The 25,521-nt window shown below is 70.0% G+C and carries 26 protein-coding genes; 5 read left to right on the forward strand and 21 right to left on the reverse strand.

Annotated elements, in window-relative coordinates; all coding sequences use genetic code 11:
- Positions 1-55: 55 nt before the first annotated feature.
- Positions 56-661, reverse strand: coding sequence for a heme ABC exporter ATP-binding protein CcmA (gene ccmA / locus CH341_RS12205; protein WP_111419302.1), 606 nt, complete (start codon positions 659-661; stop codon positions 56-58).
- 225 nt (positions 662-886) lie between these two features.
- Between ccmA and acnA the strand changes: the two genes are divergently transcribed.
- From acnA to CH341_RS12220, 3 genes are all read left to right on the forward strand, one after another.
- Positions 887-3,592 (forward strand): aconitate hydratase AcnA, encoded by a 2,706-nt coding sequence (acnA, locus tag CH341_RS12210; protein WP_111419303.1) that lies wholly within the window; start codon positions 887-889, stop codon positions 3,590-3,592.
- A gap of 462 nt (positions 3,593-4,054) precedes the next feature.
- Entirely contained in the window at positions 4,055-4,798 is a 744-nt protein-coding gene (locus CH341_RS12215; protein ID WP_245431014.1) for a DUF1223 domain-containing protein, read from the forward strand.
- 538 nt (positions 4,799-5,336) lie between these two features.
- Positions 5,337-5,720, forward strand: coding sequence for a DUF2794 domain-containing protein (locus CH341_RS12220; RefSeq protein WP_111419305.1), 384 nt, complete (start codon positions 5,337-5,339; stop codon positions 5,718-5,720).
- 39 nt (positions 5,721-5,759) lie between these two features.
- Here the strand turns inward: CH341_RS12220 and CH341_RS12225 are convergent, their stop codons facing one another.
- From CH341_RS12225 to CH341_RS12250, 6 genes are all read right to left on the reverse strand, one after another.
- Positions 5,760-6,296, reverse strand: a complete 537-nt coding sequence (locus CH341_RS12225; protein ID WP_111419306.1) for a GNAT family N-acetyltransferase — start codon at positions 6,294-6,296, stop codon at positions 5,760-5,762.
- Between the two features lie 124 nt (positions 6,297-6,420).
- Entirely contained in the window at positions 6,421-7,176 is a 756-nt protein-coding gene (locus tag CH341_RS12230) for a Bax inhibitor-1/YccA family protein (protein WP_111419307.1), read from the reverse strand.
- A gap of 188 nt (positions 7,177-7,364) precedes the next feature.
- Positions 7,365-8,987: an ABC transporter substrate-binding protein gene (locus tag CH341_RS12235; RefSeq protein ID WP_111419308.1), complete on the reverse strand. Its 1,623-nt coding sequence runs from the start codon at positions 8,985-8,987 to the stop codon at positions 7,365-7,367.
- Positions 8,988-9,131: 144 nt separating this feature from the next.
- The gene (locus tag CH341_RS12240) at positions 9,132-9,950 is read right to left on the reverse strand and encodes a Bax inhibitor-1/YccA family protein (RefSeq protein ID WP_111419309.1); all 819 of its coding nucleotides are present in this window, start codon (positions 9,948-9,950) and stop codon (positions 9,132-9,134) included.
- Positions 9,951-10,146: 196 nt separating this feature from the next.
- Complete coding sequence (locus CH341_RS12245; protein WP_111419310.1) at positions 10,147-12,732, reverse strand: ABC transporter permease; 2,586 nt, start codon at positions 12,730-12,732, stop codon at positions 10,147-10,149.
- Positions 12,729-13,493, reverse strand: coding sequence for an ABC transporter ATP-binding protein (locus CH341_RS12250; RefSeq protein ID WP_111419311.1), 765 nt, complete (start codon positions 13,491-13,493; stop codon positions 12,729-12,731). Before CH341_RS12250 ends, CH341_RS12245 begins: the two co-directional genes overlap by 4 nt.
- A 145-nt stretch (positions 13,494-13,638) precedes the next feature.
- Here CH341_RS12250 and CH341_RS12255 point away from each other — a divergent pair, with 145 nt between their 5' ends.
- Both CH341_RS12255 and thpR read left to right on the forward strand, forming a co-directional pair.
- Positions 13,639-14,289: an arylesterase gene (locus CH341_RS12255; protein ID WP_111419321.1), complete on the forward strand. Its 651-nt coding sequence runs from the start codon at positions 13,639-13,641 to the stop codon at positions 14,287-14,289.
- A gap of 34 nt (positions 14,290-14,323) precedes the next feature.
- On the forward strand, positions 14,324-14,872 hold the full coding sequence (gene thpR / locus CH341_RS12260) for an RNA 2',3'-cyclic phosphodiesterase (RefSeq protein ID WP_111419312.1): 549 nt from the start codon (positions 14,324-14,326) through the stop codon (positions 14,870-14,872).
- Here thpR and CH341_RS12265 read toward each other — a convergent pair.
- From CH341_RS12265 to CH341_RS12325, 14 genes are all read right to left on the reverse strand, one after another.
- Entirely contained in the window at positions 14,862-15,491 is a 630-nt protein-coding gene (locus CH341_RS12265) for a LexA family transcriptional regulator (RefSeq protein WP_111419313.1), read from the reverse strand. The genes thpR and CH341_RS12265 overlap by 11 nt on opposite strands.
- Before the next feature lie 141 nt (positions 15,492-15,632).
- Positions 15,633-15,911, reverse strand: coding sequence for a DUF6460 domain-containing protein (locus CH341_RS12270; protein WP_111419322.1), 279 nt, complete (start codon positions 15,909-15,911; stop codon positions 15,633-15,635).
- 146 nt (positions 15,912-16,057) lie between these two features.
- Entirely contained in the window at positions 16,058-16,438 is a 381-nt protein-coding gene (locus tag CH341_RS12275) for an MmcQ/YjbR family DNA-binding protein (protein WP_111419314.1), read from the reverse strand.
- The gene (locus CH341_RS34185) at positions 16,438-16,605 is read right to left on the reverse strand and encodes a VOC family protein (RefSeq protein WP_170149595.1); all 168 of its coding nucleotides are present in this window, start codon (positions 16,603-16,605) and stop codon (positions 16,438-16,440) included. Before CH341_RS34185 ends, CH341_RS12275 begins: the two co-directional genes overlap by 1 nt.
- Before the next feature lie 24 nt (positions 16,606-16,629).
- Positions 16,630-17,733 carry a sialidase family protein gene (locus CH341_RS12280; RefSeq protein ID WP_111419315.1) on the reverse strand — a complete coding sequence of 368 codons (1,104 nt, stop codon included), beginning with the start codon at positions 17,731-17,733 and terminating at the stop codon, positions 16,630-16,632.
- Between the two features lie 133 nt (positions 17,734-17,866).
- Positions 17,867-18,136 (reverse strand): MoaD/ThiS family protein, encoded by a 270-nt coding sequence (locus CH341_RS12285; protein WP_111419316.1) that lies wholly within the window; start codon positions 18,134-18,136, stop codon positions 17,867-17,869.
- A 4-nt stretch (positions 18,137-18,140) separates the two neighbouring features.
- Positions 18,141-18,575 (reverse strand): VOC family protein, encoded by a 435-nt coding sequence (locus CH341_RS12290; RefSeq protein ID WP_111419317.1) that lies wholly within the window; start codon positions 18,573-18,575, stop codon positions 18,141-18,143.
- Positions 18,576-18,746: 171 nt separating this feature from the next.
- Complete coding sequence (locus tag CH341_RS12295; protein WP_111419318.1) at positions 18,747-19,166, reverse strand: YciI family protein; 420 nt, start codon at positions 19,164-19,166, stop codon at positions 18,747-18,749.
- A 50-nt stretch (positions 19,167-19,216) separates the two neighbouring features.
- A complete protein-coding gene (locus tag CH341_RS12300) occupies positions 19,217-19,585 on the reverse strand; it encodes a DUF1428 domain-containing protein (protein WP_245431015.1) in 369 nt (122 codons plus the stop codon).
- A gap of 90 nt (positions 19,586-19,675) precedes the next feature.
- Positions 19,676-20,944, reverse strand: a complete 1,269-nt coding sequence (locus tag CH341_RS12305; RefSeq protein ID WP_111419324.1) for an RNA polymerase sigma factor — start codon at positions 20,942-20,944, stop codon at positions 19,676-19,678.
- Complete coding sequence (locus CH341_RS12310; protein WP_111419325.1) at positions 20,941-21,336, reverse strand: YciI family protein; 396 nt, start codon at positions 21,334-21,336, stop codon at positions 20,941-20,943. Before CH341_RS12310 ends, CH341_RS12305 begins: the two co-directional genes overlap by 4 nt.
- A 101-nt stretch (positions 21,337-21,437) precedes the next feature.
- Positions 21,438-23,327: a cisplatin damage response ATP-dependent DNA ligase gene (locus tag CH341_RS12315; RefSeq protein ID WP_111419319.1), complete on the reverse strand. Its 1,890-nt coding sequence runs from the start codon at positions 23,325-23,327 to the stop codon at positions 21,438-21,440.
- Entirely contained in the window at positions 23,324-24,388 is a 1,065-nt protein-coding gene (locus tag CH341_RS12320) for a ligase-associated DNA damage response exonuclease (protein ID WP_111419320.1), read from the reverse strand. Before CH341_RS12320 ends, CH341_RS12315 begins: the two co-directional genes overlap by 4 nt.
- Positions 24,389-24,524: 136 nt before the next feature.
- Positions 24,525-25,521 (reverse strand): dihydroorotate dehydrogenase (locus CH341_RS12325; RefSeq protein ID WP_111419326.1); only part of this gene is annotated, 997 nt, incomplete at its 5' end.

Here is a 25,521-nt window from a genome sequence, read left to right on the forward strand (position 1 = left end):
GGTGGGGAGGGGGGTGAGCCCAGACCGCGGAGCAAGAGAGACACGGACACCAAGCTCATGCCATGCCCCCCAGCCGCAGCTCTCTCGCCGTATCGAGGCCGAGGGGGCCGTGGGTGGCGGCGAGCAGGATGCCGCCGCCGGCGAGATGGGCCTGCATCAGCCCGGCGAGGCGGGCCTGGGAGGCGACGTCGAGGGCCGAAGTGGGCTCGTCCAGCAGCCACACCGGCCGCGCCACCGCGACGAGGCGGGCGATCGACAGCCGGCGCCGCTGGCCGGCCGACAGATAGCCGGCCGGCAGGTCGGCGATGTCTTCCAGCGCGACGGCGTCGAGCGCCGCCTCGAGCGCGCCGCGGTCGCCGCCCAGATAGTCGATCCAGAAGGCGAGGTTCTCGGTGACGGTGAGGGAGGGCTTCAGGGCGTCCTGGTGGCCGAGATAATGGGCCTGCTCGGGCACCGACAGCTCGGGATCACCGCCGTCGAGCACCAGCGTGCCGGCGGCCGGGCGCACCAGGCCGGCGATCAGGCGCAGCAGCGAGCTCTTCCCGGCCCCGTTCGGCCCGACCAGCAGCAGGGCCTCGCCGCCGGCCACCCGGAAGCCCAGCCCGGCGAAGATCTCGCGCTGTCCCCGCACGCAGGCGAGATCGCTTCCGATCAGGTCCATGCCGCTTTCGACCGCCCCGCGGCCGGTGCGTCGCCGGCCTCGTCCCCTGTTGCGCTGTTTAGAATCGCGACGATGTAGCAGAATTCCAAGAAAGCTCTTATAAGCAGCCTCCGTGCCCATCACCCACCAGACGACACCCCGGTGCCGCTGCACAGGCGATCACTATCGCCCCGGGGTGCTCTCGTCGACAGGCATCCGGCTTCCGGCCGGAACGGAACCAGCTTCATGACCGCAATCGACAGCTTCAAATGCACCCGGACCCTCAAGGTCGGCACCAAGAGCTACGTCTATTACAGCCTGCCGGCGGCCGAGAAGAACGGCCTCAAGGGGATCTCGCGCCTGCCCTTCTCGATGAAGGTGCTGCTCGAGAATCTGCTCCGTCACGAGGACGGCCGCTCGGTCACCAAGGACGACATCCTGGCCGTCGCCGCTTGGCTGAAGAAGCGCACCTCGAACCGTGAGATCGCGTTCCGTCCGGCCCGCGTCCTGATGCAGGACTTCACCGGCGTGCCGGCCGTCGTCGACCTCGCGGCGATGCGCGACGCGATGAAGACTCTCGGCGGCGATCCCAAGAAGATCAACCCGCTGGTGCCGGTCGATCTGGTCATCGACCACTCGGTGATCATCAACTATTTCGGCGACAACGACGCGTTCAAGAAGAACGTCGACGAGGAGTACAAGCAGAACCAGGAGCGCTACAAGTTCCTGAAGTGGGCGCAACGCTCCTTCGAGAATTTCCGCGTCGTGCCGCCCGGGACCGGGATCTGCCATCAGGTGAACCTGGAATACCTGTCGCAGACGGTGTGGAGCGCCAAAGGCGAGGCCACCATCGGCGGCAAGACCGTGGCGGCCGAGATCGCCTATCCGGACACGCTGGTCGGCACCGATTCGCACACCACGATGGTCAACGGTCTCTCGGTCCTGGGCTGGGGCGTCGGCGGCATCGAGGCCGAGGCCGCGATGCTGGGCCAGCCCTACTCGATGCTGCTGCCCGAGGTGGTCGGCTTCCGGCTCGACGGCAAGCTCCAGGAGGGCGTCACCGCCACCGACCTGGTGCTCACCGTCACCCAGATGCTGCGCAAGCGCGGCGTGGTCGGCAAGTTCGTCGAGTTCTTCGGCCCCGGCCTCGCCAGCCTGTCGATCGCCGACCGCGCGACGATCGGCAACATGGCGCCCGAATACGGCGCCACCTGCGGCTTCTTCCCGGTCGACGAGGACACGCTGGAGTTCCTGCTCGGCACTAGCCGCGGCGCCCACCGGGTCGCGCTGGTCAAGGCCTATGCCAAGGCGCAGGGCATGTACCGCACCCGCAACACGCCGGATCCGGTGTTCACCGACGTGCTCAAGCTCGACCTCGCCAAGGTCGAGCCGTCGCTCGCCGGGCCGAAGCGGCCGCAGGATCGCGTGCCGCTCAAGAAGGTGAAGGCCGGCTTCGAGGCGGCGCTCGCCGAGGAGTTCGGCAAGGCCGGCGAGATCGGCAAGCGCGTCGAGGTGGACGGCCGCGGCCACGATCTCGGCCATGGCGACGTGGTGATCGCGGCGATCACGTCGTGCACCAACACGTCCAACCCGAGCGTCATGCTGGGCGCCGGCCTGCTCGCCAAGAAGGCCGTCGAGAAGGGCCTCAAGGTGAAGCCCTGGGTGAAGACCTCGCTCGCCCCCGGCTCGCAGGTCGTCGGCGAGTACCTGGCCAAGTCCGGCCTGCAGAAGAGCCTCGACAAGCTCGGCTTCAACCTGGTCGGCTTCGGCTGCACCACCTGCATCGGCAATTCGGGCCCGCTGCCGGCGGAGATCTCGAAGGCCATCAACGAGAACGATCTCGTCGCCGCGGCCGTCCTGTCGGGCAACCGCAACTTCGAGGGCCGGGTCAATCCTGACGTGCGGGCGAACTATCTCGCCTCGCCGCCGCTGGTCGTCGCCTATGCGATCGCCGGCAACATGAACTTCGATCCGGTGAAGACGCCGCTCGGCGTCGACAAGGCCGGCAAGAAGATCTTCCTCAAGGACATCTGGCCGACCAGCAAGGAGATCGCCGCCGCCGTCAAGAAGTCGGTGACCAAGCAGATCTTCACCAAGAAGTACGCCAACGTATTCGAGGGCGACGCCAACTGGAGCAAGATCGCCGTCAAGGGCGGCCTCACCTATGCGTGGGACGGCAAGTCGACCTACGTGCAGAACCCGCCCTACTTCGTCGGCATGGGCAAGGCGCCGGAGGCCACGACCGACATCGTCGAGGCGCGCGTCCTCGGCCTGTTCCTCGACTCGATCACGACCGACCACATCTCGCCGGCCGGCTCCATCAAGGTGACGTCGCCGGCCGGTCAGTACCTGATCGACCACAAGGTGAAGCCGCTCGACTTCAACCAGTACGGGACGCGCCGCGGCAACCACGAGGTGATGATGCGCGGCACCTTCGCCAACATCCGCATCAAGAACCAGATGGTGCCGGGCGTCGAAGGCGGCGTGACGATCCACTACCCGTCGAAGGAGAAGCTGCCGATCTACGACGCGGCGATGCGCTACAAGAGCGAGAACGTTCCGCTCGTGGTGTTCGCCGGCAAGGAATACGGCACCGGCTCGTCGCGCGACTGGGCCGCGAAGGGTACGGCGCTGCTCGGCATCCGGGCCGTGGTGGCGCAGTCCTTCGAGCGCATCCATCGCTCCAACCTGATCGGCATGGGCGTCGTCCCGCTGGTGTTCGAAGAGGGCACCTCGTGGCAGACGCTCGGTCTCAAGGGCGACGAGCGGGTGACGCTGCGCGGGCTCGGCGGCGACCTCAAGCCGCGCCAGGTGCTGGAGGCGGAGATCACCGGCGCCAACGGCAAGGTGAAGAAGGTGCCGCTGATCTGTCGCATCGACACGCTCGACGAGCTCGAATACTTCCGCAACGGCGGCATCCTGCACTACGTGCTGCGCCACCTCGCCGCCTGACGCGGCTTCGGAACGCGAAGCCGCCGCGTTCGCGCGGCGGCTTTTTCGTGTCGGCCCGGCGGCGCGACTCCGGGCGCTACGCGCAAGTACGGCCTCACTGCGAAGTGAGTGGCCGGCGACCGGGGCGGCGTACTATCCAGGCTCGAGGCATCGATTCCCTGCGATGCCGCCTGACGCCTTCGAGGACCCCTCACGGTCCGCGCACCGGACCGACGACCTGCCGCCCCCCGCGGCCGTGTCACCATCAGAGTAGCGAGGTCGAGAATGACGACGAGACGCGCGCAATCGACTGGCGGTCTCGTGCTCGGCCTGGTGGGGGTGGGACTGCTTTGCGGCACGACGCTCTCGCCTGCGCGGGCTGCCGAGCCGGGCGCGCCGACCGCCGCAGCACCGATCCCCTCTGAGGCGCCCGTCACACGGTCCTTGGGCGTTCAGGCTGCGCCGCCGGTGGGCGCACCTCAATTGTCGTCGACGCAGTCCACCGCCGTTCCGGTCTCCTCGCTCGGCAGCCAGGCGCGCGCCGTGGTCGAGTTGTTCACCAGCCAGGGTTGCTCCTCCTGCCCGGCCGCCGATCGCGTGCTGGCCGAGCTGAAGAAGGACCCGACGCTGATCGCCGTCAGCCTCCCGATCACCTACTGGGACTATCTCGGCTGGAAGGACACGCTCGCCGATCCGCGCCACACGGCGCGCCAGACCGCATATTCGCATGCGCGCGGCGACCGCGCCGTCTACACGCCGCAGGTCGTCGTCAATGGCACCACCCATGTGCTCGGCAGCGACAAGGCCGCGATCGAAGGCGCGGTGGCGCGTGGGCGTGGCCGCGCCACGGCTCTATCGATTCCGGTTCGGGTGACGGTCGCCGACGGCAGGGTGTCGGTGAGCGCCGAGGCGGCGCGGCCGGCCGTGGCATCCACCGGGGCTGCGCCGGTCGCCGCGACGACGGGCGAGGTCTGGCTCCTCGGCGTCACCTCCGCGATCGAGGTCGCGGTCGGCCGTGGCGAGAACACCGGCCGCACCATCGTCTACAACAATGTGGTGCGCCGCTGGGTGAAGCTCGGCGATTGGACCGGTGCGACCCGGAGCTGGAGCGTGCCGGTCGGCGAGATCAAGGCCGACAAGGTCGACGCCGTCGCCGTGCTGGTCCAGGGTGGCAGCGCCAAGGCGCCCGGCACCATCTTCGGTGCCGCATTCGAGCGCCTCAACTAGCGCGTCCGAGTTCGTCCGCTGATCGTGCGCCGGTCGCGCCCGCGGGTCCGGCGGAGCCGCGCATGCGCACCTCTGGCCGACGCAGCGAGACCGCAGGGCCCGTCGAAATCTCCGAGCAAAAGAAAAGGGCCGGCAACGCCGGCCCTAAAAAGACTCTTCAAATGAACCAACGGACGGCTCGGCCTTTTTGGCCAAAACCGTCCGCGTGGCGACAGGGTCCGGCCCTTACGAGCCCGGGGGGCTGGGGGGCTGAGGAACCGGTTCTCTTCTCGGACCGGACCCTATGCCAATGCTGTTTGATGCCATTGCGGCTCGACCGGGGCGAGGCCGAAATCCGGCAGTATTATGAAGCGTCTAACGAACGCGTGATCGATCCGTGAGCGAGCGTGACCGGGGCGACCTTTCGGCGCCGTCCTGTGTTGTCGGTCGGGGCCGGATACGGACGCTCCGATCCGCTTGCCCTCGGCCTGCACCGGGGTGATCATGACAGCGCCGTGACCGGTGGCGATCCACGACACCGTCGAACAGGAGGAGCCGCATGAGCCTCGAGCTTGGCGACAGCGATCCAAGCGAGTCCCGCGGGAGCGAGGGAGCGGGCTTCCCCCCGTTCCCGGCCACGCCGTCCCGCGTGACGTTCAACAAGCGCGAGTTGTCCCGCATCCTCGGCCTCTACGGCCGCAAGGTCGCGTCGGGCGAATGGCGCGACTACGCCATCGACTTCCACAAGGACCGCGCCGTCTTCTCGGTGTTCCGCCGCACCGCCGAGGTGCCTCTCTATCGGATCGAGAAGAACCCGAAACTGTCGCGCCGGCAGGGCGCTTGGCGGGTCGTCTCGGCGACCGGGCTGATCGTCAAGGTCGGCCACGAGCTCGACCGCGTGCTGCGTGAGCTCGACAAGGCGAGCCTGCGCGTCGTCTCCTGATCGGCCGCTCGGGTGCGCGGCGCCGTGCGCGCTCCGCCTTCAGGGCGGCGTCGCCATGCCGTCGCCCAGGGCGCGCTGCATCAGCACCGAGCCGAGCCAGCGGTCGAACTTGTATCCGACGCCTTCGAGCGTGCCGACCAGCCGGAAGCCGGCGTCGCGGTGGAGCGCGATCGAGGGGATCTGGCCGGTGTCGCCGATCACCGCGATCATCTGACGGAAGCCGCGCCGCTCGCTCTCGACCAGCAGGCGGAACAGCAGCGCCCGGCCGAGCCCGGCCCGCATCGCAGTCGGCGCCACATAGATCGAATCTTCGACCGTGAACCGGTAGGCGGGCCGCATCCGGTAGGGGCCCGCATAGGCGTAGCCCAGCACGGCGCCCTCGCTCTCGGCCACCAGATAGGGATGGCCGCTCGCCTGTAGCCGCTCGAGCCGGCGCGCCATCTCGGCCTCGTCCGGCGGATCGATCTCGAACGACGCGGTACCGGTGAGGACCGCATGGGCGTAGATCGCCGTGACGGCGGGGATGTCGGCCAGGGTGGCGGGTCGGAACGTCGTGGGCGCGGGCGTCAGGGTCATGGATCGGCAATACCGCCGTTCTTCCGCGTCGTGCAAACGAAAAGGCGCCCGAACGAACTGCGCCAAACGAAAACGCCCCGGCGCGGGCCGGGGCGTCTCGCGATCCGTCGTCGTGCGGCGGCGGCTAGCGGCGGTCGCCGACCAGGCGCAGCAGCATCAGGAACAGGTTGATGAAGTCGAGATAGAGCGACAGCGCGCCCATCACGGCCTTGCGGCCGGCGACGGTGCCGTCGTCGTTCACGTCGTACATCTCCTTGATCTTCTGGGTGTCCCAGGCGGTGAGCCCGGCGAAGATCAGGACGCCGGCGACCGACAGGGCCCAGTCGAGACCGCTCGACTTCAGGAAGATGTTGACGAGGCTCGCGATGATCAGGCCGAACAGGCCCATGATCAGGAACGAGCCCATGCCGGACAGGTCCTTCTGGGTCGTGTAGCCCCACAGGCTGAGCGCGCCGAAGGCGGCGGCCGAGATGAAGAACACCCTGGTGATCGAGGCCGCCGTGTAGACCATGAAGATCGACGCCAGCGACAGGCCGAGCAGGCCCGCATAGACGAAGAACAGCAGCCGGGCCGTCGAGGCTTCCAGCCGGTTGATGCGGAAGCTCAGGAAGAACACGAGGCCGAGCGGCGCCAGCACCAGCACCCACATCAGCGGGCTGCCGAACATCGCCTGGCCGAACGAGGTGAGCCCGGTGATGTTGCCGGCCGCGTCCGTGACCACGGCCATCTGGAAGGTCAGCCACGCCGTGATGCCGGTCAGCGCCACGCCGCCCGCCATGTAGTTGTAGACGGTGATCATGTGGGCGCGCAGGCCCGCATCGACCGCAGCAGCCCGGCCGGCGCCGGGGAAGGCTGCGACATTCCGGTCGAAGTCCGACATCTGTCTCTCCGTGGACCTTGTGAGTCCTGTGGACCTTGCGGGTCCTGGGGACTTGGGAGTCCTGGCGGTGCGCGGACATCCGGGCGCCGCCGATGGACGCTAATCTAGTGCGCGGGCGCGGCCCGCGCCAGGAGGGTGCAACGCCTTGTCGCGGCGAACTAAATACACCGTTGCCGGGGTCCGCAAGGTTACGATTTGGTGAACTGGCGGAAGTCCGGCTCGCGGTGAAACCAGAACTGATAGCCGCCGACACCCTTCTGGGTGGCGACGTCGTGGATCGGCTGGTTGAGCGGAACGATCGGAACCTCCTGCATGCACAGCGTGATGAAGTCGGTCACGGCCTTGACGTATTCGGCCTTGTCCTCGGTGAAGCGGGCGCGATCGATCAGCCGGTCCATCGCCGGGTTCTTGTAGGACGAGATGTTGAAGATCGAGTTGTTGCCGTGCAGGTTCCAGTAAAAATAATACTCCGGGTAATCCAGCCATCCGCTGAATCGGTTTAGCACCAGCGGCAGCTCCTTCTTGTTCAGCGTGGTGCGCCAGTTGGCGCCCGGGATCTTGTCGATCGTGACGCGCACGCCGATCCTGGCGAGGCTCTCCTGGATCAGGATCGCGGTCGGCTCGCCGACCGTGGCGGTGCCGACGTCGAGCGACAGCGTGGTGTCGAGTCCGCCCGAGAACCCCGCTTGAGCCATCAGGGCCTTCGCCTTGTCGATATCGGTCCGGTACGGGAAGGGCTGCGGCCACACCGGCTGCTCGGCGGGGCCCGGGCCGCCATGCATCGGCTTGGCGCGGCCGAAGAATGCGCCCGCCTGGATCTCCTCGTAGGGCACGGCCCAGGCGATCGCCTGGCGCAGCGTCACGTTGTCGAAGGGCGGCTTCGCCGTGTCGAGGGCCAGGTACCAGAGCGCGTTGGGGATCGGCACGCCCGTGACCTTGACCTTGCCCTCCCGGATCATCTGGTCGAAGTCCTTGGGCGGGAAGCCGGTCGAGAGGTCGGCGTCGCCGCGCTCCAGCATGGCGCGGCGGGTGCCCGGGGAGGGCACGTCGCGCGCGACGATGCGGCGGATCTTCGGCAGCGGCCCGCTCTTCCACGCGTCGAAGCGGGTCAGGATCGTCTCGCTGCCGGGCTTCCAGCTCTCCACCTTGTAGGCGCCGCCGCCGGCCTCGTTCTGCTTGAGCCAGGCGAGCGCCCACGGGTCGGAGTCGGTCGCGTGCTTGCGGGCGAGCTCGGAATTGATCACGAACGGGACCACGACCGCGAGATTGAACATCAGCAGCTTGTCCTTGCGGATGAAGTCCACTCGGAAGGTGTGGTCGTCGAGGGCGACGAACTGGTCGCGCTTCTCCAGGCTGCCGGCCGACATCTGAAAGGTCGGGAAGCCGCCGACCGAGACCGAGCGGTCGAACGACCATTTCACATCGCCGGCCGTCACCGGCCGCCCGTCGTGGAAGGTCGCGTCGCGGCGGAGCTTGAACGTGCAGGACATGCCGTCCGAGGCGATCTGCCAGCTCTCGGCGAGCTCCGGCGCGAGCATCTCGCGGTCGTAGGACGGCGTGCCGTCGGGCAGCGTCCTCGTCCCGTAGGTCATCAGGCGGTCGTAGCAGTTCCAGGCCAGCCCGTTCACCGTCTGGTTGGAGCCGACCCCCTGCATGTCGAGGCTGTTGGGCCCGAGCTCCTGCACCACCAGCAGCGTCTCGCTGCGGGCGTTTTGGGCGAAGGCCGAGCCCGCGCCGGCGAGCGCCAGGCCGGCCGCGCCGGTCGCTTGGAGGAACCGACGTCGATCGACCCACGAGCAGATGTCCGTCACGGAAATCCTCCTGCTGTTCCAGAGACCGCGCCGCGCGCTGCCGCGACAGCCAAGCAAGAGCCGTACCGGGGTGCGCTCCGGGCATCAAAAAACCCCGGCGCGAGCCGGGGTTTTTCGAACCTCGCCCAGATGCGACGGACCCGTCTACTCCTCGCGCTGCCCGAGAAGCTGGAGCAGCAGCGTGAAGAGGTTGATGAAGTCGAGGTAGAGCGACAGCGCGCCCATGATGGCGGAGCGCTCCATCACGTCGCCCTCCATCGCGCCGTAGATGTATTCGTTCTTCAGGCGCTGGGTGTCGTAGGCGGTCAGTCCGGCGAACACCAGCACGCCGATGACCGAGATCAGGAACTGCATCATCGTCGAGCCGAGGAAGATGTTCACGACGCTGGCGATGATGATCCCGAACAGGCCCATGATCAGGAACGAGCCCATCCCGGTCAGGTCGCGCTGCGTGGTGTAGCCCCACAGCGACAGCGCGCCGAACGACGCCGCCGTGATGAAGAACACCCGCACCACCGAGGTGTGCGTGAACACCATGAAGATCGAGCCGAGCGACAGGCCGACCAGAGCGGCGTAGATCCAGAAGAGGATCTGCGCCGTCGCCGGACGCATGCGCTCCACCCCGAAGCTCAGGGCGAAGACCAGGCCGAGCGGCGCCAGCATGATCACCCACTTCAGCGGGCTGACGAACACGGTGTAGCCGATCGGGGTCAGATACATGCTGCCGAGGCGCGCCGGGCCTTCGACGCCGCGCACCACGGCCCGGGCGGCAGATGCCGGATCGCCCGTAACCGAGAGCATGTAGATGCCGAGCGCGGCACATCCGGTGATCGCGAGCGCCAGCACCATGTAGTTGTAGACGCGCAGCATGTAGGCGCGCAGCCCGGCGTCGATCGCCGCCGCCTCGGCACGCGGCACCGTCCCGTAGGCCGCCCCAATCGTGTTACGCTCGTAGTCCGACATCGTCGAACCCCCTTCTCGTGTTGTCCGCCACACCGCGGCGTGTCGCCCCGCGGTTCGAGCAAGCTCGATGTGAGCCCACTATATGCGCCCGACCGGCTCGGCGCGTCGGCGACGGATTGTCGCAAAGCTCGAATTTCGCAGGCCGAACCGCGCTTTGTTCAGCGGCGTGTTGTCGCAAAGCGGGGTGGCGAAAGGGTTAAAGGCCCCGCAACACGGCGGCCGGCTTGCGCCCGAGCGCCGAGACGGTGCCGACCAGCCCGCACGCGACCGTGACGGCGAGCGCCCCCAGCGCGGCCGCGATCGTCGGCCCGGCCTGCCAGACGAAAGGCAGGTTCATCAGGCCGGCGACGATCCGCCAGCCGGCCACCGAGCCGGCGAACACGCCGAACAGGACGGCGGCGGCGCCGATCATCAGGTATTCCAGGAGATAGGCGGCGACGAGCTGGCGCCGCGTCGCGCCGAGCGTCTTGAGCACCACGGCGTCGTAGACGCGGTGCCGGTGTCCGGCCGCCAGCGCGCCGGCCAGCACCAGCACGGCCGAGACCAGGGTGATGCCGCTCGCCGCCTGCACGGCCCGCACCAGATTGCCGACCACGCCGGCGACCTGGTCGAGCGCGTCCTTCACGGGCACCGGCGTGATGCCGGGCCAGGTCTGCGCCACCGCATTGAGGAGCGTCGCCTCCTCGGCGGGCGTGCCGCCGTCCGGGAACGTGACGGTGGCGATGTCGGTGTGCGGCGCCCCGGCGAAGGCACCCGGCGAGAACACCAGCACGAAATTGATGCCGAGCGACTGCCAGTCGACGGTGCGGATGTTGCCGATCGTGGCCGTGATGTTGCGCCCGAGCACGTTCACCGTCACGGTGTCGCCGAGCTTCAGCCCGAGCCCGTCGGCGATCTTGCTCTCCAGCGAGAGCAGCGGGGCGCCACGATAGTCGGGGCCCCACCAGGTGCCCTGGATCACCCGCGATCCGGCCGGCACCGTGCCGGCATAGGTGATGCCGCGGTCGCCGTGCAGAGCCCAGCTCGCGTCGGGCTTGATCTTCAGGTCCTCGGCCTTGACGCCGTTCGCCGCGACGATACGACCACGCAGCATCGGCACGCGCTCGAATGCGGCGCCCGGCGCCCGCTCCTTCACCAGCGCGTCGAAGCGCGCCGTCTCGGCACTCGGGATGTCGAGGAAGAAGAACGAAGGCGCGCGCTCCGGCAGGGTCGCGGTGAGCTGCCGGCGCAGATTGCCGTCGACCTCCAGGATGGTGACGAGCAACGCCATGCCGAGGCCGAGCGAAATCACCACGGTCGGGGTCAGCGCGGCCGGCCGGTGGATGTTGGCGACGGCGAGCCGCAGCACCGCCGAGCGGGCCCGAGGCGCCCGGCGCGCGAGCAGCATCACGCCGGAGGCGACCAGCCGCAGCAGGATCAGCACCGCGACGGCCGAGGCGACGAAGGCGGCGGCGATGCGGCGGTCGTAGGACGCCCCGACGGCGAGGGCGGCGAGCGCCAGGGCGGCCACCACGGCGACGGCGATGTAGCGCCGCCGCGGGCGCCGCTGGTCCGGTGTCACGGCGTCGCGGAACAGCGCCGAGACCGGCACGTCGTGGGCGCGGCCCAGCGGCCAGGCCGCGAAGGTGACGGCGGTGAGCAGCCCGTAGAGCAGCGCCAGCGCCAGCACGTCGGCATGCAGCGTCGGCGCCAGCGGCAGCGGCAGGACGGCGCCGAGCGCGCCCGCCAGCGCGTAGGGCAGCACGGCGCCGAGCCCCAGCCCGATCGCGCCGCCGACCGCCGCCAGCAGCAGGATCTGGGCGAAATACAGCGTCACCACCTGGCCGCCGGTGGCGCCGAGCGACTTCAGGGTCGCGATGGTATCGCGCTTGCGGTCGAGATAGTGGCGGGTCGAGTTGGCGACGCCGACGCCGCCGACCAGCAGCGCCGTCAAGCCGACCAGCGTCAGGAACTGGGTGAAGCGGTCGATGTTGCGCTCGAGCTGCGGCGAGGCATTGGCGCTCGCCCGGATGTCCCAGCCGGCGTCGGGGAAGCGGCGGTTCGCCGTCTCGGTCAGCGCCTCCGCGGCACCGGCCGGGTCGGCGCCGGCGAGGCGCAGCCGGTAGATCCAGCGTACCAGGCTGCCGGGCTGCAGCAGCCCGGTCGCCCGCAGCGCTTCCTGGCTCACCATCACGCGCGGCCCGAAGCCGACACCGCCGGCGAGCCGGTCGGGCTCGCGCAGCATGGTGGCGTTGAGCACCAGGGTCGCCGACCCGATCGTCACGCGGGCGCCGCGCTCGAGCCCGAGCCGGGCCAGCAGCAGCGGATCGACGATAGCGCCGTAGGCGTCCCCGTCGCGTGCCAGCAGGCCGGCGAGCGCGGCCGGCGGATCGGTCTCCACCGCGCCGTAGAGTGGATAGGCGGCGTCGACGGACTTCAGCTCCACCAGCGTCGACTTGCCGTCGCCGGTGCGGGCCAGCGCCCGCATCGCGGCGGCTGCGGACAGCTCGCCGGCGCCGGCCAGGAACGCCTGCTCGGCCGGCTCGGCCTCGCGCTGCACGAGCGTGAACGAGATGTCGCCGCCCAGGATGGCGCGGCCCTGCTGCGCCAGCCCCTCGGTGAGGCTGCGCGACAGCGACCCGACGCCCGCGATGGTCATCACGCCGAGCGCCATGCAGGCGATGAACACGCCGAAGCCGCGCAGGCCGCCGCGCAGGTCGCGGGCCGCGATGCGCAGGCCGATGCGCCAGCGCGCGACGGCGCCGGCCGAAGGTTCGGGAGCGGTCGCCGCGACGGCCGTCATGGCGCGGCGATTGCCGGCGCGGCGCTACGGGCGCCCGTCGGGGTGTCGGAATCGATGCGGCCCGAGCGCATCCGCACCACGCGGTCGCAGCGTGCCGCCAGTGAAGCGTCGTGCGTCACCAGAACCAGCGTCATGCCGCGCTCGGCCTGTCCGGCGAACATCAGGTCGACGATGCCGCGCCCGGTCGCCTCGTCGAGATTGCCGGTCGGCTCGTCGGCCACCAGGATCGATGGCGCCGGGGCGAGTGCGCGGGCCAGCGCGACGCGCTGCTGCTCGCCGCCGGAGAGCTGCGAGGGATAGTGGCCGAGCCGCTCGCCGAGTCCGACCGCGACCAACTCGGCCCGCGCGACGTCGAAGGCGTCGCGGTTGCCGGCCAGCTCCAGCGGAACGGCGACGTTCTCCATCGCCGTCATGGTCGGGATCAAGTGGAAGGACTGGAACACGATTCCGATCTTGCGGCCGCGGAAACGGGCCAGCGCATCTTCGTCGAGGGCGCCGAGATCGGTTCCGTCGACCAGGACGGCGCCGGCATCGGGCCGTTCCAGGCCCGCCATCACCATCAGCAGCGTCGATTTGCCCGACCCGGACGGTCCGGTGAGGCCGATCGCTTCGCCACGCCCTATATCAAGCGCGATGTCCTTGAGGATGTGGACCCGCGCCGCGTCCCGGCCGAGGGCGAGATCGACGCCGGCGAGCGAGATGGCGGGTGCAAGGGAGCGAATGATCGTGGAGGTCGGGATCTTGGAGCTGGTGTCGTCCATTGTCGGATCTGTGCTGCGCGAACCGTGGCTGCGGGTGTCGAGGCTGCCGGCCGGCCGCGCCCAGCCGCCGTCGCCGGGGCGACGGCAGTCCCCCTCATATGGGACGCCGGCCCCCCGGGTCCAGCCGCCCGGACGATTCAAGGCGCTGGTGGCCGGGGCCGTGCTGCTCGCCGGTGTGGGTACGACCGGCGCTGCCGGCCAGACCGCGGCGGCGCCGCTACGGATCGTCGCACTGGGGGATTCGCTCGTCGCCGGCTACGGCCTGCCGCCCGGCGACGCCTTTCCGGTGCGGCTGCAGAAGGCGCTGGCGGGCGGCGGGCGCACCGGCCGGCCGGTCGAGATCGTCAATGCCGGCGTGTCGGGCGACACCGCCACGGACGGCCTGTCGCGGCTCGACTGGGCGATCGGCGACGACGTCGACGGCGTCATCGTCGAGCTCGGCGCCAACGACGCGCTACGCGGCATCGATCCGGCCGTTACCCGCAAGGCGCTCGACGAGGTCCTGAAGCGGCTCACCGCGCGGGGATTGCCGGTGCTGCTCGCCGGCATGCTGGCGCCGCCCAATCTCGGGCCGGCCTACAAGGCGGCGTTCGATCCGATCTTTCCGGAGCTGGCGGCGGCCCATGGCACGCTCCTCTACCCGTTCTTCCTCGACGGGGTGGCGGCGGAGCGCGGCCTCAACCAGCCGGACGGGATGCACCCGAACGGCAAGGGCGTCGGCGTCATCGTCGAGCGGATCCTGCCCAAGGTGGAGGAGCTGATCGCCCTTGCAGCGGCGCGGCGCGACCGCAGTTGACGGCGCGGCCGCCCGGTCGTTCATGTGAGGCGTCATGCCGAGACTGTTCACCGCCATCGAGATCCCGGCCGAGATCGGCGAGCGGCTCGCGCTGCTGCGCGGCGGACTGCCGGGCGCCCGCTGGATCGATCCCGAGAACTACCACCTGACGCTGCGCTTCATCGGCGACATCGACGACGCGCTCGCCCGCGACGTCTCCCAGGTCCTGGGCGGGGTGCGCCGTCCCGGCTTCGAGCTGCATCTCGACGGGCTCGACGCCTTCGGCGGCCGCAAGCCGCGCGCCGTGATCGCGGCGGCGCCGGCGACAGCCGCCCTGGTCGAGCTGCAGGCCGAGCACGAACGGCTGATGCGGCGCATCGGTCTCGCCGCCGAGGCCCGCAAGTTCACGCCGCATGTCACGCTGGCGCGGCTGCGCGGGGTTTCGTCGCGCCAGGTGGCGGATTATCTGGCGACCCGGGCGGGCTTCCGAACGCTGCCGTTCCGGGCCGAGCGCTTCGTGCTGATGTCGTCGCGCGCCTCGGTCGGCGGCGGGCCCTATGTGGTCGAGGCGGCCTATCCGCTCGGTGCCGGGTCTACTGACTAGCCCAGACGATGCGGGCGACCCAGAGCACCTCCTCGGTCGCCAGCACGCGGTCCTGGTGCTCGGGATTGAGGGAGCGCAGCTCGAGCGTCTTGGCGGTCTTGCGGCGCAGCTCCTTGGCCATCACCTCGCCCTCGCGGGTCTTCACCACGACGCGGTCGCCCCGGCGGATCGGCGCCGAGGGCGAGACGATGATGACGGTGCCGTCCCGGTAGGCCGGCTGCATCGAGTCGCCGGAGATCTCCAGCGCGTAGGCGTGCTCGTCGCCGACCGCCGGAAAGGCGATCTCGTCCCAGCCCTTGCCGACCGGAAAGCCGCCGTCGTCGAAATAGCCGCCGGTCCCGGCCTCGGCGAAGCCGATCAGCGGCACGGCCTGCTCGGCGGCGCCGTCGGCGTCGGTGATCAGGCGGACGAACTCGTCGATCGTGGTGCCGGTCGCGGCCAGCGACTTCGCCACCGATTCGGTCGATGGCCAGCGGGCCCGGCCGTCCGGCGTGATGCGCTTCGACTTGTTGAAGGTGGTCGGATCGAGGCCGGCCCGCTTGGCGAGCCCGGATGCCGACAGTTTCGCCCGCGCGGCGAGGCGGTCGAGGGCCGTCCAGATCTGGGCATGGGTCAGCATGGGACCTCCTGCGGGAGGCTGGGGGCCGGAGCGGCGGAGTCGGACCAGTATAGGAATTTTAGCCTGGGTCTGCCAAGCGGATTGCGCGCGCCCACGTGCGGCGCGAGCGCTCGGCCGATCTCGCCGATGACGGGAGGCGGCTCAGCGGCCGCCCTTGGCGAGCCGCACGACCAGCCAGATCGGGATCACCAGCACGGCACCGAGCAGGAAGTAGCGCCACAGCCAGACCACCGCGTCGAAGCCCATGTCCCAGATGCTGCGCAGCAGCCGCTCGACGCTCTGGAGGATGTTCCACGGGTCGAGCCCGATCGCCGACATGATGACGCCGACCAGCACGGACAGGAGCACGAGCCGCACCAGGACGGCGCCGGGCGAACCGCCGAGAAACCGTTCGAGATTGCCGGAAGTGCGTTGCTGCATGCCGTCCCCGTATGGAATCGACGGCCGCTGATCCCGATCCTGCATCGTCATCGCATGCGTCCCCGGGCTGGTGCCATCGTCCCGGGACCTTACCACAGCGCCGCCCGGCGCCACCATGCGGCCCTGCGTCGGGCTGGACGTGGTGGTCAGGTCCGGCGCGTTCCCGCGGGTCGCCGGCCGGAGGCACCGGTGGTCGCAGCCGGCCGTCGGGCCGAGGGTCGTGCCCCGGCACGTGCCCATGCCAGCGTCAGCGCGTTCTCCAGCTCCGCGGGGCTCACCGCGGCGAGCGTCACGGTCGTCCAGCCCTGCTCGCCCCAGGCGTTCGGGACCGGCGCGAAAGCATCCGGCGCGACCGTGCATTTCAGCGCCTGCTCGTCAGGCGAGAAGCGCAGATTGGCGGACCCGCCGTCGGCCGCCAGTGTCGCGTAGATGCGCGCCACCTTGAAGGCGCGCCGGTCGCCATGCGCCGCCTCGGCCGTGCCGGCGAGCGACAGGGCGAGCCGCCGGCAGTCCTCCGCCGTGGCCATCAGGCCTGTGCCTGCCACGGATCGTAAGTGCCGACGGTCCACAGATGACCCTCGGGATCTCGGAAGGAGGTGCTGCGCCCGCCATGCGCCTCGTCGCGCGGCGCGACGACGATCTCGGCGGCCGGGGCGTCGCGATACCGCAGGGTGGGGATGACGGTGCTGGCCATGGCGTCTCCTCTCGTTCGATCGTCTCAGCCGAACCGGACGGCGTAGACGGGCGGCAGCGTGTGGCTGACGCAGGTCCAGCGGTCGCCCTGGTCCTCGCTCACCCACAGGCCGCCCGTGGTCGAGCCGATCGCCAGGCGCTCGCCGCCGGGATCCAGCGCCAAAGCGTGGCGGTAGACAACGTCGTAGGCGTGCTTCTGGGGCAGCCCGTCGGTCAGCACCTCGAAGCTCCTGCCGCCGTCGCGGGTCCGGGTCACCACCAGCCGCCCGTCGCGGGGGATGCGCTTCTCGTCCTTGATCTCCGGCACGAACCACGCCGTGTCGGGCTCGTCCGGATGCACGGCGACCGGAAACCCGAAGGTCGACGGGCCAGCCGCGGTGATCTCGGTGAAGCTGTGGCCTTGGTCGGACGAGACGAAGATACCGTTATGGTGCTGTACCCACATGCGCTCCGGCGCCGCGCGGCACTGCACCAGGCAGTGGACGTCCTGGGCGATCGGGTCGCCGGCCTGATCGGGCGGCATGTACTCGGCCCGCATGCCGTGTCCGCGCAACGCCCAGGTGTCGCCGCCGTCGTCGGTCGCCCACACCCCGCCGGTCGACACCGCGATCGACACGCGCCGCGAATCGCGCGGATCGACGCAGATCGAGTGCAGGCCCGGCAGGTCGGCGCCGCCGCCGCCCCATTTCTGCCGGAGCGGATGGTCCCACAGCGAGCGCACCAGCGACCAGCTCGCGCCGTGATCCGTCGACTTGAACAGGCCGCCCGGCAGCGTGCCGCACCAGATCGTGCCCGGCTCGTCGGCGCCGCCCGGCACCAGCGCCCACACCCGCACCGTGCTCCACGGCAGCGGTCGTCCCCACATGTCGAATTCCTCGTGGCCCTCCGGCTTCTCCGGATAGGCCGGCGTCGCGATCTCCTCCCAGCCGCCGGCCGTGGTCGAGCGATGCAGCTTGACGCCGAAATGGCCGTGGTCGAGCGCGGCGTATTGGCGGCCGTCGCGCGGGTCCGTCGTCGCGAGCGTGACGTTGTCGCCGAGGAACGCCACGTCGGCGACGTCCCATCCGTTCGTCGCCCGGGCCACCGTGAACAGGCCCTTGCGGGTGGAAACGAGAAGCGTGTCGCTCATGTCAGCAATCCCCCTGATCAGTTGGTGGTCATTCCGGGGCGGGTCGAAGACCCGAACCCGGAATCCAGCGGCGAAATCGGTCGACTTGGCTGGAGCCCGGAACGACAGCCAGGCGTTCGCGGGACCTCGTCGATCAGCCTCCGGAGAGCGCCTGGAAGACGTGGATCGTGCCGGCCGGGCCCACCGGCTCGGCCAGTCGCGTGCGGTCGCGCACCATGGTGCCGTCGACGAACACGGTCATGTGGCGGCGGAGCGCGCCCTGATCGTCGAGCACGTAGCCGCGCGCCGACGGGTTTTCGGCGAACACCGCGTCCAGCACCTCGCGGACGGTGCTGCCCGGCACATCGGTCTCCGGGCAGGCGACGTGGCGCTGGATGTTCTGCGTGAAGACGACGCGGGGCATGGTCTCAGGCGCTCGCCGCCGCCGGCTCGGTCGGCGCCTGCTCCACGTGAGCCGGATCCATCCACATGATCTCCCAGGTGTGGCCGTCGAGATCGTCGAAGGCGCGGCCGTACATGAAGCCGTAGTCGAGCGGCGGCCGCGGCTCGGTGGCGCCGGCCTTCACGGCGGTGTCGACCAGCGTGTCCACGGCGCCACGGCTTTCGGCCGACAGGCAGGTCAGCACCTCGGTCGTGGTGCGCGCATCGGCGATCGCCTTGCTGGTGAACTGCCTGAACTTCTCGTGGGTGAGCAGCATCGCGCAGATGGTCTCGGAGATCACCAGACAGGCCCCGGTGTCGTCGCTGAACTGCGTGTTGAACGTGTAGCCCAGCGTCTCGAAGAACCGCCTCGATCGTGGCAGATCGGCGACCGGCAGGTTGACGAAGATCATCGTGCTCATCGGGGTTGCTCCAGTGATCGACTCTCTAATCATCGTGAGGAGCGCTCCGGAGGAGCGCGTCTCGAACCATGTGGCCACGGCACGCCGCTCGCTCCCGGGCCGTCCTCGCCCTTCGCGACGCCCGCTTCGCGGGCTCCTCAGGGTGAGGACGGAGTAAGGCGCGTCAACGCCTCACCCGCCCAGCTTCTCGCGCAGGCGATCCTCCTGGGCCCGCAGCTCGGGCGTGAAGGCCTCGCCGAAGTCCTCGACCTCGAAGATCGGCCTGATCTCGACTTCGGTGACCTCGTCGTGCGGGTTGGGGCAGCGCTTCAGCCACGCGACCGCCTCGTCCATCGAGGCGACGTTCCACAGCCAGTAGCCGGCGATCAGCTCCTTGGTCTCGGCGAACGGCCCGTCGATCACGCTGCGCGTGGCACCATCGAAGCGTACGCGCTTGCCCCTGGTCGTCGGATGGAGTCCTTCGCCGGCCAGCATGATGCCGGCCTCGACCAGCGCCTCGTTGTACTTTCCCATCGCGGCGAGCAGCTCGGTCGACGGCATCTCGCCGGCTTCCGACGCCTTGCTCGCCTTGACGATGACCATCACCTTCATGGCAGTCTCCTGTCAGTGAGTTTTGAGAGCGCGGGGGGGCGGACGTTTCTTCACGCCTCGACCAGGACGTCGAAGCCGCCCCAGAACATGCGCTTGCCGTCGAACGGGACGGACTCCTTCGGCATGTCGAAGAGCCGCGGATCGCTCATCACGGCGGCGTTGATGCGGTCGCGCTCCGCCCGCGACGCGTAGACGATCCAGGCGAACACCACGATCTCGTCGGGCTCGAGCTTCACGGCCTGCGGAAACGAGGTGTGGCTGCCGGGCTTCACGTCCTCGGCGATGCACTCGACATAGGCGAGCGCGCCGTGCTCGCGCCAGATCGCGCCGGCCTTGGTCGCGAGGGCGCGGTAGGCGTCCAGCTTCGCCTTCGGAACCGGCAGCACGTAGCTGTCGACATACTTGCCCATCATCTCCATGGGGGTCCTCCCTCTCGTTGCTCGCCATGAAGACGGACGACAAGCCGCAAGCCCGACAGTGGCTCGGAAAAAAATCGAGCAGAGGTAGTTTCAGACGGCCGCGGCCGGTGTCGTGGTCGCAGTTACGTTCAGCCGATCGAGCTGTCGGCGGATATGGGCGGCCTCGGCGGGCGAATGGGCGAGCGCGATGGCGCGGTCGAAGGCGACCCGCGCCTCGCCGGTGCGCCCGAGCTTGTCCAGGAGGGCGCCTTCGAGGCCGTGGAAATAGAAATATCCGGAGAGGGCGTCGCGCAGCGGCGTGATCAGCTCGAGCGCCGGCTGCGGCCCGCGCACCTTCCAGGTGGCGACCGCGCGGTTCAATGACACCACGGGCGAGGGCTGGAGCCGCTCCAGCGCGGCGTACAGGAGCTCGATCTGGGCCCAGTCGGTGTCCTCGGGCCTCTCGGCGCGCGCATGCAGGGCGGCGACGGCGGCCTGGAGCTGATAGACGCCGGGCTGCCCGTGCCGCATCGCCTTGTCGAGCAGCGCCAGCCCTTCGGCGATCATCCGGCGGTCCCAGCGGCTGCGGTCCTGCTCGTCGAGCAGCACGATGTCGCCGCTCGCATCGAGCCTGGCGGCGGCGCGCGAATGCTGCAGCAGCAGCAGCGCCGTCAGGCCCATGATCTCGGGCTCGGTCGGGAACAGGCGCAGCAGCAGCCGCGCCAGCCGGATCGCCTCGTCGCACAGCGGCAGGCGCAGATAGGCGTCGCCGCCGCTCGCCGCGTAGCCTTCGTTGAACAGCAGATAGATCGCCGCTGCCACGGTGGCGACGCGGGCGGCACGGTCCGGCGCGCTCGGCGCTTCGAACGGCACGTCGGCGCTCGCCACCTTGCGCTTGGCGCGGGTGATGCGCTGCTCCATGGCGGCCTCGGTGGTGAGGAACGCCCGGGCGATCTCCTTGACCGACAGGCCGGAGACGATGCGCAGCGCCAGCGCGATCTGCTGCGCGTTGGGCAGGTCCGGATGGCAGCAGACGAACAGGAGGCGAAGAATGTCGTCCCGGTAGTGACTCTCGTCGAGTTCCTCGGCGAGCGCCGCCTCGGCGTCGTCGCGCTCCGACAGCGTCTCCTCGTCGGGCAGCGGCGCCTCGCGCTTGCGGCGCCGCACCGTGTCGATCGCGACGTTGCGGCCGACCATGATCAGCCAGGCGGCGGCGTCGCGCGGCGGGCCGTTCTGCGGCCACGTCTTCAGGGCGCGCAGGCAGGCCTCCTGCAGCGCCTCCTCGGCGGTGTCGAGATCCCGGAAGGCGCGCAGCAATGCGGCCAGCGCCTGCGGTCGCGCCGCTGCGAGAGTCGCACCGAGCCAGCCGACATCCATCAGGCGCTCACTTTCGAAGGGCTGCCGGCCGACGCACCGGCCGGATTGAAGAAGGCGACCGGGCGCAGCTCGTAGGAGCCGCCCGGATTGGCCTCGCCGAGCTCCTTGGCGATGGCGAGCGCCTCGTCGAGCGACGCGCAGTCGACCAGATAGAAGCCGAGGAGCTGCTCCTTGGTCTCGGCGAACGGCCCGTCGATGACCAGCGGCGGATCGCGATCCTTGCGCAACGTGGTCGCCGCCGTGGTCGGCATCAGCCGCGCCACCGGCCCGAGCTTGCCCTGACGCGCGAGGCGCTCCTGGATCGGCGCCAGCCGCGCCATCACGGCATCGTCCTCCTCCTTGCTCCAGGAGCAGACGATGTCTTCTTGGTGGTAGCACAGGATGGCGTAGAGCATCGGGGATCCCTCCGTGGTCCAAGGACGTCGGAGCCTAGCCGAATCCGACACGCGGACAAAAATTTCGATCCGTCATCCCGGGGCGCCGCGAAGCGGCGAGCCTATCCCCCCTTCCGCTTCCCCGTGCGGGCGGAGGCGTCGAGCACGCGGCCGCCGGAGGAGGGGGTCTGTTCGGCGGCATCCAGCATGGTCATCAGGGTGTCGAGCCGGTCGGCTTCGCCGGGCGGCTTGTCGAAGCGCAGCCGGCTGACGCGGGGAAACCGCATCGCGATGCCGGAGCGGTGGCGGGTCGAGCGCTGCAGTCCCTCGAACGCGACCTCGAAGACGAGGCCGGTCTCGGCGTCGTGCGTCACCTCGCGCACCGGGCCGAAGCGGTTGACGGTGTTCTGCCGCACGAAACGGTCGATCTTCAGGAGCTCCTCGTCCGTGAAGCCGAAATAGGCCTTGCCCACCGGCACCAGCTCGTCCCCGGCCTCGCCGGCGCGCCACAGGCCGAACGTGTAGTCGGAATAATAGGACGAGCGCTTGCCGTGGCCGCGCTGGGCGTACATCAGCACGGCGTCGACGATGAACGGGTCGCGCTTCCACTTCCACCACAGACCCTTCGGGCGGCCCGGCAGATAGGGTGCGTCGCGGCGCTTCAGCATCACGCCCTCGATCGCCTCGGCGTCCGGCCCGGCGCCGACGTCCGAGGGATTCGCCCGCGCATGGGCGAGCGCGTCCCAATCGGCGAACGGGATTTCTGCGGAGAGATCGATGCGCGGCTCGCCGAGCGTCTGCACCATCGCGGCGAGGCGGGCGCGGCGCTCCGACAACGGCCTGTCTCTCAGATCCTCGTCGCCCTCGACCAGCAGGTCGTAGGCGCGCAGGTGAGCCGGAAACTCGGTGATCAGCTTCGCCGTCACGGCCTTGCGGTTCAGCCGCTGCTGCAGCACGTTGAACGACTGCACGCGCCCGTCGCGCACGATCAGCAGCTCGCCGTCGACGGCGCCGTCGAAGCTCAGGACCTCGATCAGATCCGGGAACGACGCCGAGATGTCCTCGCCGGTGCGCGAATAGAGCCGCGCCACGCGCCGCCCGTCGGGACAGACGCCGGCCGCCGCCTGCACCCTGATGCCGTCCCATTTCCATTCGGCGATGAAGTCCGCCGGGTCGAGAGCCTTGAAGTCGTCGGCGCCGATGGCGTGCGACAGCATCGGCGGCCGAAAGCTCGCCGGATCCTCGGCCGCCGGCTTGTCGGCGCGACCCTCGAGCCAGGCGAACAGGCTTTCGTAGGGGGGCGACAGGCCGGGCCAGAGAATCTCGATCTCGTCCGGCTCCTTGTCGCCGAGCGCCGCGACCGCGGTCTTGGCCAGCCGCGCCGAGACGCCGATGCGCAAGCCTCCGGTGACGAGCTTCAACAGCGCCCAGCGCCCGGTCTCGTCGAGCCCGTCGAGCCAGTGCGCCAAGGTCCTCGGCAGCTCCGCCTTGCCGAGCGTCTGCAGCGTCGTGATCACGTCGGCGAGGGTGGGAGTGAGGTGAGCGCTGTTGTGGCCGATGAGGGGAGACGCAGCCTCCTCTTCACCCTTCCCTGGAGGGGGAGGGTCGGTCGCCGAAGGCGAGTGGGGTGGGGTGAACGGCCTCTCCGGTGCGTGCGGCTTCACCCCACCCCGGTCGTCCGCTTCGCGGACGCCCGACCCTCCCCCTCCAGGGGAGGGTGGACGAACGCGCGGGGAGGCCGAAGCCGGCCACATCAGCGCCACCGTCTCGGAGAGGTCGCCGACATAGTCGTAGGACATCTCGAACAGCACCGGGTCGGTGCGTTCGGCGATCAGGGTGCGGATCAGGCCCGGCTTGGCGTGCTGGAACGACAGGGCGCCGGTGAGCGCGGCCAGCGCGAAGCCGCGCTCGGGATCCGGCGTGGTGCGGAAATAGTCCGTCATCTGCCGCAGCTTCGCGGTGCGGCCGGGCTCGTAGGCCAGGCGATCGAGCAGGGCGGCGAAGCGGTTCATGCGGGCTCGCCCGTCGCAATGTCCTGATCAGGACCCGCGGTCGCGGACTCCAAAACCTCGACCTCCTCCTCGTCGCCGTAGCCGACCAGATGCAGCGGCTTCGCGCGAAGACCTCGTGTGGAGCACCAGTGCACCAAGGCCTCCTCGGCGCCGTGCGTCAGCCAGATCTCGCGCGCGCCGGTGGCCGGGATGACGCGGGTCAGCCCGTCCCAGTCGCAATGGTCCGAGACGACCAGCGGCAGCTCGACGCCGCGCTGTCGGGCGCGTGCCCGGATGCGCATCCAGCCCGAGGCGAAGCAGGCGATCGGATCCGGGAACCGCCGCGTCCAGCGGTCGCCGAGCGCCGAGGGCGGGCACAGCACCACGGCGCCGGCGAACTCGCCCTTGGTGCCGTCGCGCACCGCGCGCAGATCGCCCAGCTCCAGGCGCGCGGCGTAATAGCCCGTGATCGCCTCCATGGCCCCGTGCAGGAACACCGGCCGGTCGTATCGGGCGGCGCGCAGCAGCGCGATCAGACGCTGCGCCTTGCCGAGCGAGTAGGCGCCGACCAGATGGGCGCGGTCCGGAAACAGCGCGAGCGAGCGCGTCAGCTTGCCGATCTCGGTCGCGATGTCGCCGTGGCGGAACACCGGCAGGCCGAACGTCGCCTCGCTGATGAACACGTCGCACGGCACCAGCTCGAACGGCGCGCAGGTCGGATCCGGCACGTCCTTGTAGTCGCCCGAGGCGACGATCACGAGGCCATCCCGCTCGACGCGGATCTGCGCCGAGCCGAGCACGTGGCCGGCCGGATGGAAGCTCACGGTCGTGCCGTCGATCGCCAGACGCTCGCCGTACCGGACCGCTTGCGTCGTACCGGCGAAATGATCCCCGTAGCGCAGCCGCATCAGGTCGAGCGTCTCGTCCGTCGCCAGGACGGCGCCGTGCCCGGCCCGCGCGTGATCGGAATGCGCATGCGTGATCACGGCCCGTGCCACCGGCCGCAGCGGATCGATGTGGAACCCACCCTCGGGACAGCACAGGCCGGCGGGCGTCGGGACGAGCAGGCTTTCGGGACGCATCCCTGGAAGATAGGCATTTCGGCGAACGATGCGAGAGGAGGCGCGACGGCCTCGCTTCACCTCTCCCCTGCGGGGCTCCTGTGGGGAGGTCGGATCGCGAAGCGATCCGGGTCAGGGGTGCCGCGGCCCCGCCCTGCTACCGCACGTCGACGCCCACCACCTCGGAGACGTGCTTGACGCCGTCGCGATCCAGCAGGTCGAGAAGCCCGCGGGTGATGCGGCGCACCACGCCGGGCCCTTCGTAGACGAGCGCGGTGAGGAGCGCGACCAGCGAGGCGCCTTTGCGGATCTTGGCATAGGCGTCCTCGGCCGAGGACACACCGCCGGAGGCGAACAGCACGAAACGGTTCCGATCCATGCGCCGCCAGCATTCGACGAGGCAGTGGTCGAGCAGCGTGGCGCTGGGCGGCCCCGAGACGGCGCCAGGCCAGCTCTTCCACACCGCCTCGGGCGTCACGAGCCCGGCGGGCCTGGCGCTCGGCAGGTTGAACATCAGGCCGGAGATCTTCGTGTGCCGCCCGACCGTCTCCAGAAGCCGCTCGATCATGGCGACACCGCCGAGCGGCGACACCTTGAGGAACGACGGCCGCGGCGCATAGGGCGTCTCGTCGAGCGCCGTCAGCCAGCCGTCGAGCCGGCCCCGGTCGGCGAAGAAATCGCAGCCGTCGGTGGTGTTCGGGCAGCTCAGGTTGAACATCAGATAGTCGGCGGCCGGGGCCAGCACGGTCGCAGCCTGCATGTATTCGCCGATCAGCGCGTCGTCGGCGATGGGCGGCGCCCCGCGGCCGCGATTCGTGGCGACGATGTTGATGCCGAGCGGCACCGGCAGCCGGGTGCCGGCGAGCCGGTGCGCCACTGCTTCGGCGCCCTCGTTCGGCACCCCGTAGGCCACCACCAGCGCGCGGTCGGCCGGCAGGCGGAACAGCCGCGGCGGCGGATTGCCGGCCGAGGGCTCGGCGGAGACCGAGCCGATCTCGACGAAGCCGAAGCCGAGCCCGGCGAGCGTGCTGACCGCCTCGCCGTTCTTGTCGAAGCCGGCCGAAAGGCCGATCGGGGTGGGAAAGCGCACGCCGCCGGCATCGACCGCGAGCCGGGGATCGTCGACGGCCGTCATGGCCCGCATCAGCCGGGCA

This window comes from Rhodoplanes roseus, assembly GCF_003258865.1.
Classification (GTDB): Bacteria; Pseudomonadota; Alphaproteobacteria; order Rhizobiales; family Xanthobacteraceae; genus Rhodoplanes; species Rhodoplanes roseus.

Excerpts from the sequence above, each read along its gene's own strand:
- CH341_RS12295 (WP_111419318.1), bottom strand. The coding sequence starts at position 19,166 with ATGAAGGTGATGGTCATCGTCAAGGCGAGCAAGGCGTCGGAAGCCGGC.
- CH341_RS12280 (WP_111419315.1), bottom strand. The coding sequence starts at position 17,733 with ATGAGCGACACGCTTCTCGTTTCCACCCGCAAGGGCCTGTTCACGGTG.
- CH341_RS12250 (WP_111419311.1), bottom strand. The coding sequence starts at position 13,493 with ATGGACGACACCAGCTCCAAGATCCCGACCTCCACGATCATTCGCTCC.
- CH341_RS12290 (WP_111419317.1), bottom strand. The coding sequence starts at position 18,575 with ATGAGCACGATGATCTTCGTCAACCTGCCGGTCGCCGATCTGCCACGA.
- CH341_RS12300 (WP_245431015.1), bottom strand. The coding sequence starts at position 19,585 with ATGGAGATGATGGGCAAGTATGTCGACAGCTACGTGCTGCCGGTTCCG.
- CH341_RS12320 (WP_111419320.1), bottom strand. The coding sequence starts at position 24,388 with ATGCGTCCCGAAAGCCTGCTCGTCCCGACGCCCGCCGGCCTGTGCTGT.
- CH341_RS12270 (WP_111419322.1), bottom strand. The coding sequence starts at position 15,911 with ATGCAGCAACGCACTTCCGGCAATCTCGAACGGTTTCTCGGCGGTTCG.
- CH341_RS34185 (WP_170149595.1), bottom strand. The coding sequence starts at position 16,605 with ATGGCCAGCACCGTCATCCCCACCCTGCGGTATCGCGACGCCCCGGCC.
- CH341_RS12230 (WP_111419307.1), bottom strand. The coding sequence starts at position 7,176 with ATGTCGGACTTCGACCGGAATGTCGCAGCCTTCCCCGGCGCCGGCCGG.
- CH341_RS12285 (WP_111419316.1), bottom strand. The coding sequence starts at position 18,136 with ATGCCCCGCGTCGTCTTCACGCAGAACATCCAGCGCCACGTCGCCTGC.
- CH341_RS12275 (WP_111419314.1), bottom strand. The coding sequence starts at position 16,438 with ATGGCCACGGCGGAGGACTGCCGGCGGCTCGCCCTGTCGCTCGCCGGC.
- CH341_RS12245 (WP_111419310.1), bottom strand. The coding sequence starts at position 12,732 with ATGACGGCCGTCGCGGCGACCGCTCCCGAACCTTCGGCCGGCGCCGTC.
- CH341_RS12220 (WP_111419305.1), top strand. The coding sequence starts at position 5,337 with ATGAGCCTCGAGCTTGGCGACAGCGATCCAAGCGAGTCCCGCGGGAGC.
- acnA (WP_111419303.1), top strand. The coding sequence starts at position 887 with ATGACCGCAATCGACAGCTTCAAATGCACCCGGACCCTCAAGGTCGGC.
- CH341_RS12265 (WP_111419313.1), bottom strand. The coding sequence starts at position 15,491 with ATGCTGACCCATGCCCAGATCTGGACGGCCCTCGACCGCCTCGCCGCG.
- ccmA (WP_111419302.1), bottom strand. The coding sequence starts at position 661 with ATGGACCTGATCGGAAGCGATCTCGCCTGCGTGCGGGGACAGCGCGAG.
- thpR (WP_111419312.1), top strand. The coding sequence starts at position 14,324 with ATGCCGAGACTGTTCACCGCCATCGAGATCCCGGCCGAGATCGGCGAG.
- CH341_RS12240 (WP_111419309.1), bottom strand. The coding sequence starts at position 9,950 with ATGTCGGACTACGAGCGTAACACGATTGGGGCGGCCTACGGGACGGTG.
- CH341_RS12315 (WP_111419319.1), bottom strand. The coding sequence starts at position 23,327 with ATGAACCGCTTCGCCGCCCTGCTCGATCGCCTGGCCTACGAGCCCGGC.
- CH341_RS12310 (WP_111419325.1), bottom strand. The coding sequence starts at position 21,336 with ATGCTCTACGCCATCCTGTGCTACCACCAAGAAGACATCGTCTGCTCC.
- CH341_RS12225 (WP_111419306.1), bottom strand. The coding sequence starts at position 6,296 with ATGACCCTGACGCCCGCGCCCACGACGTTCCGACCCGCCACCCTGGCC.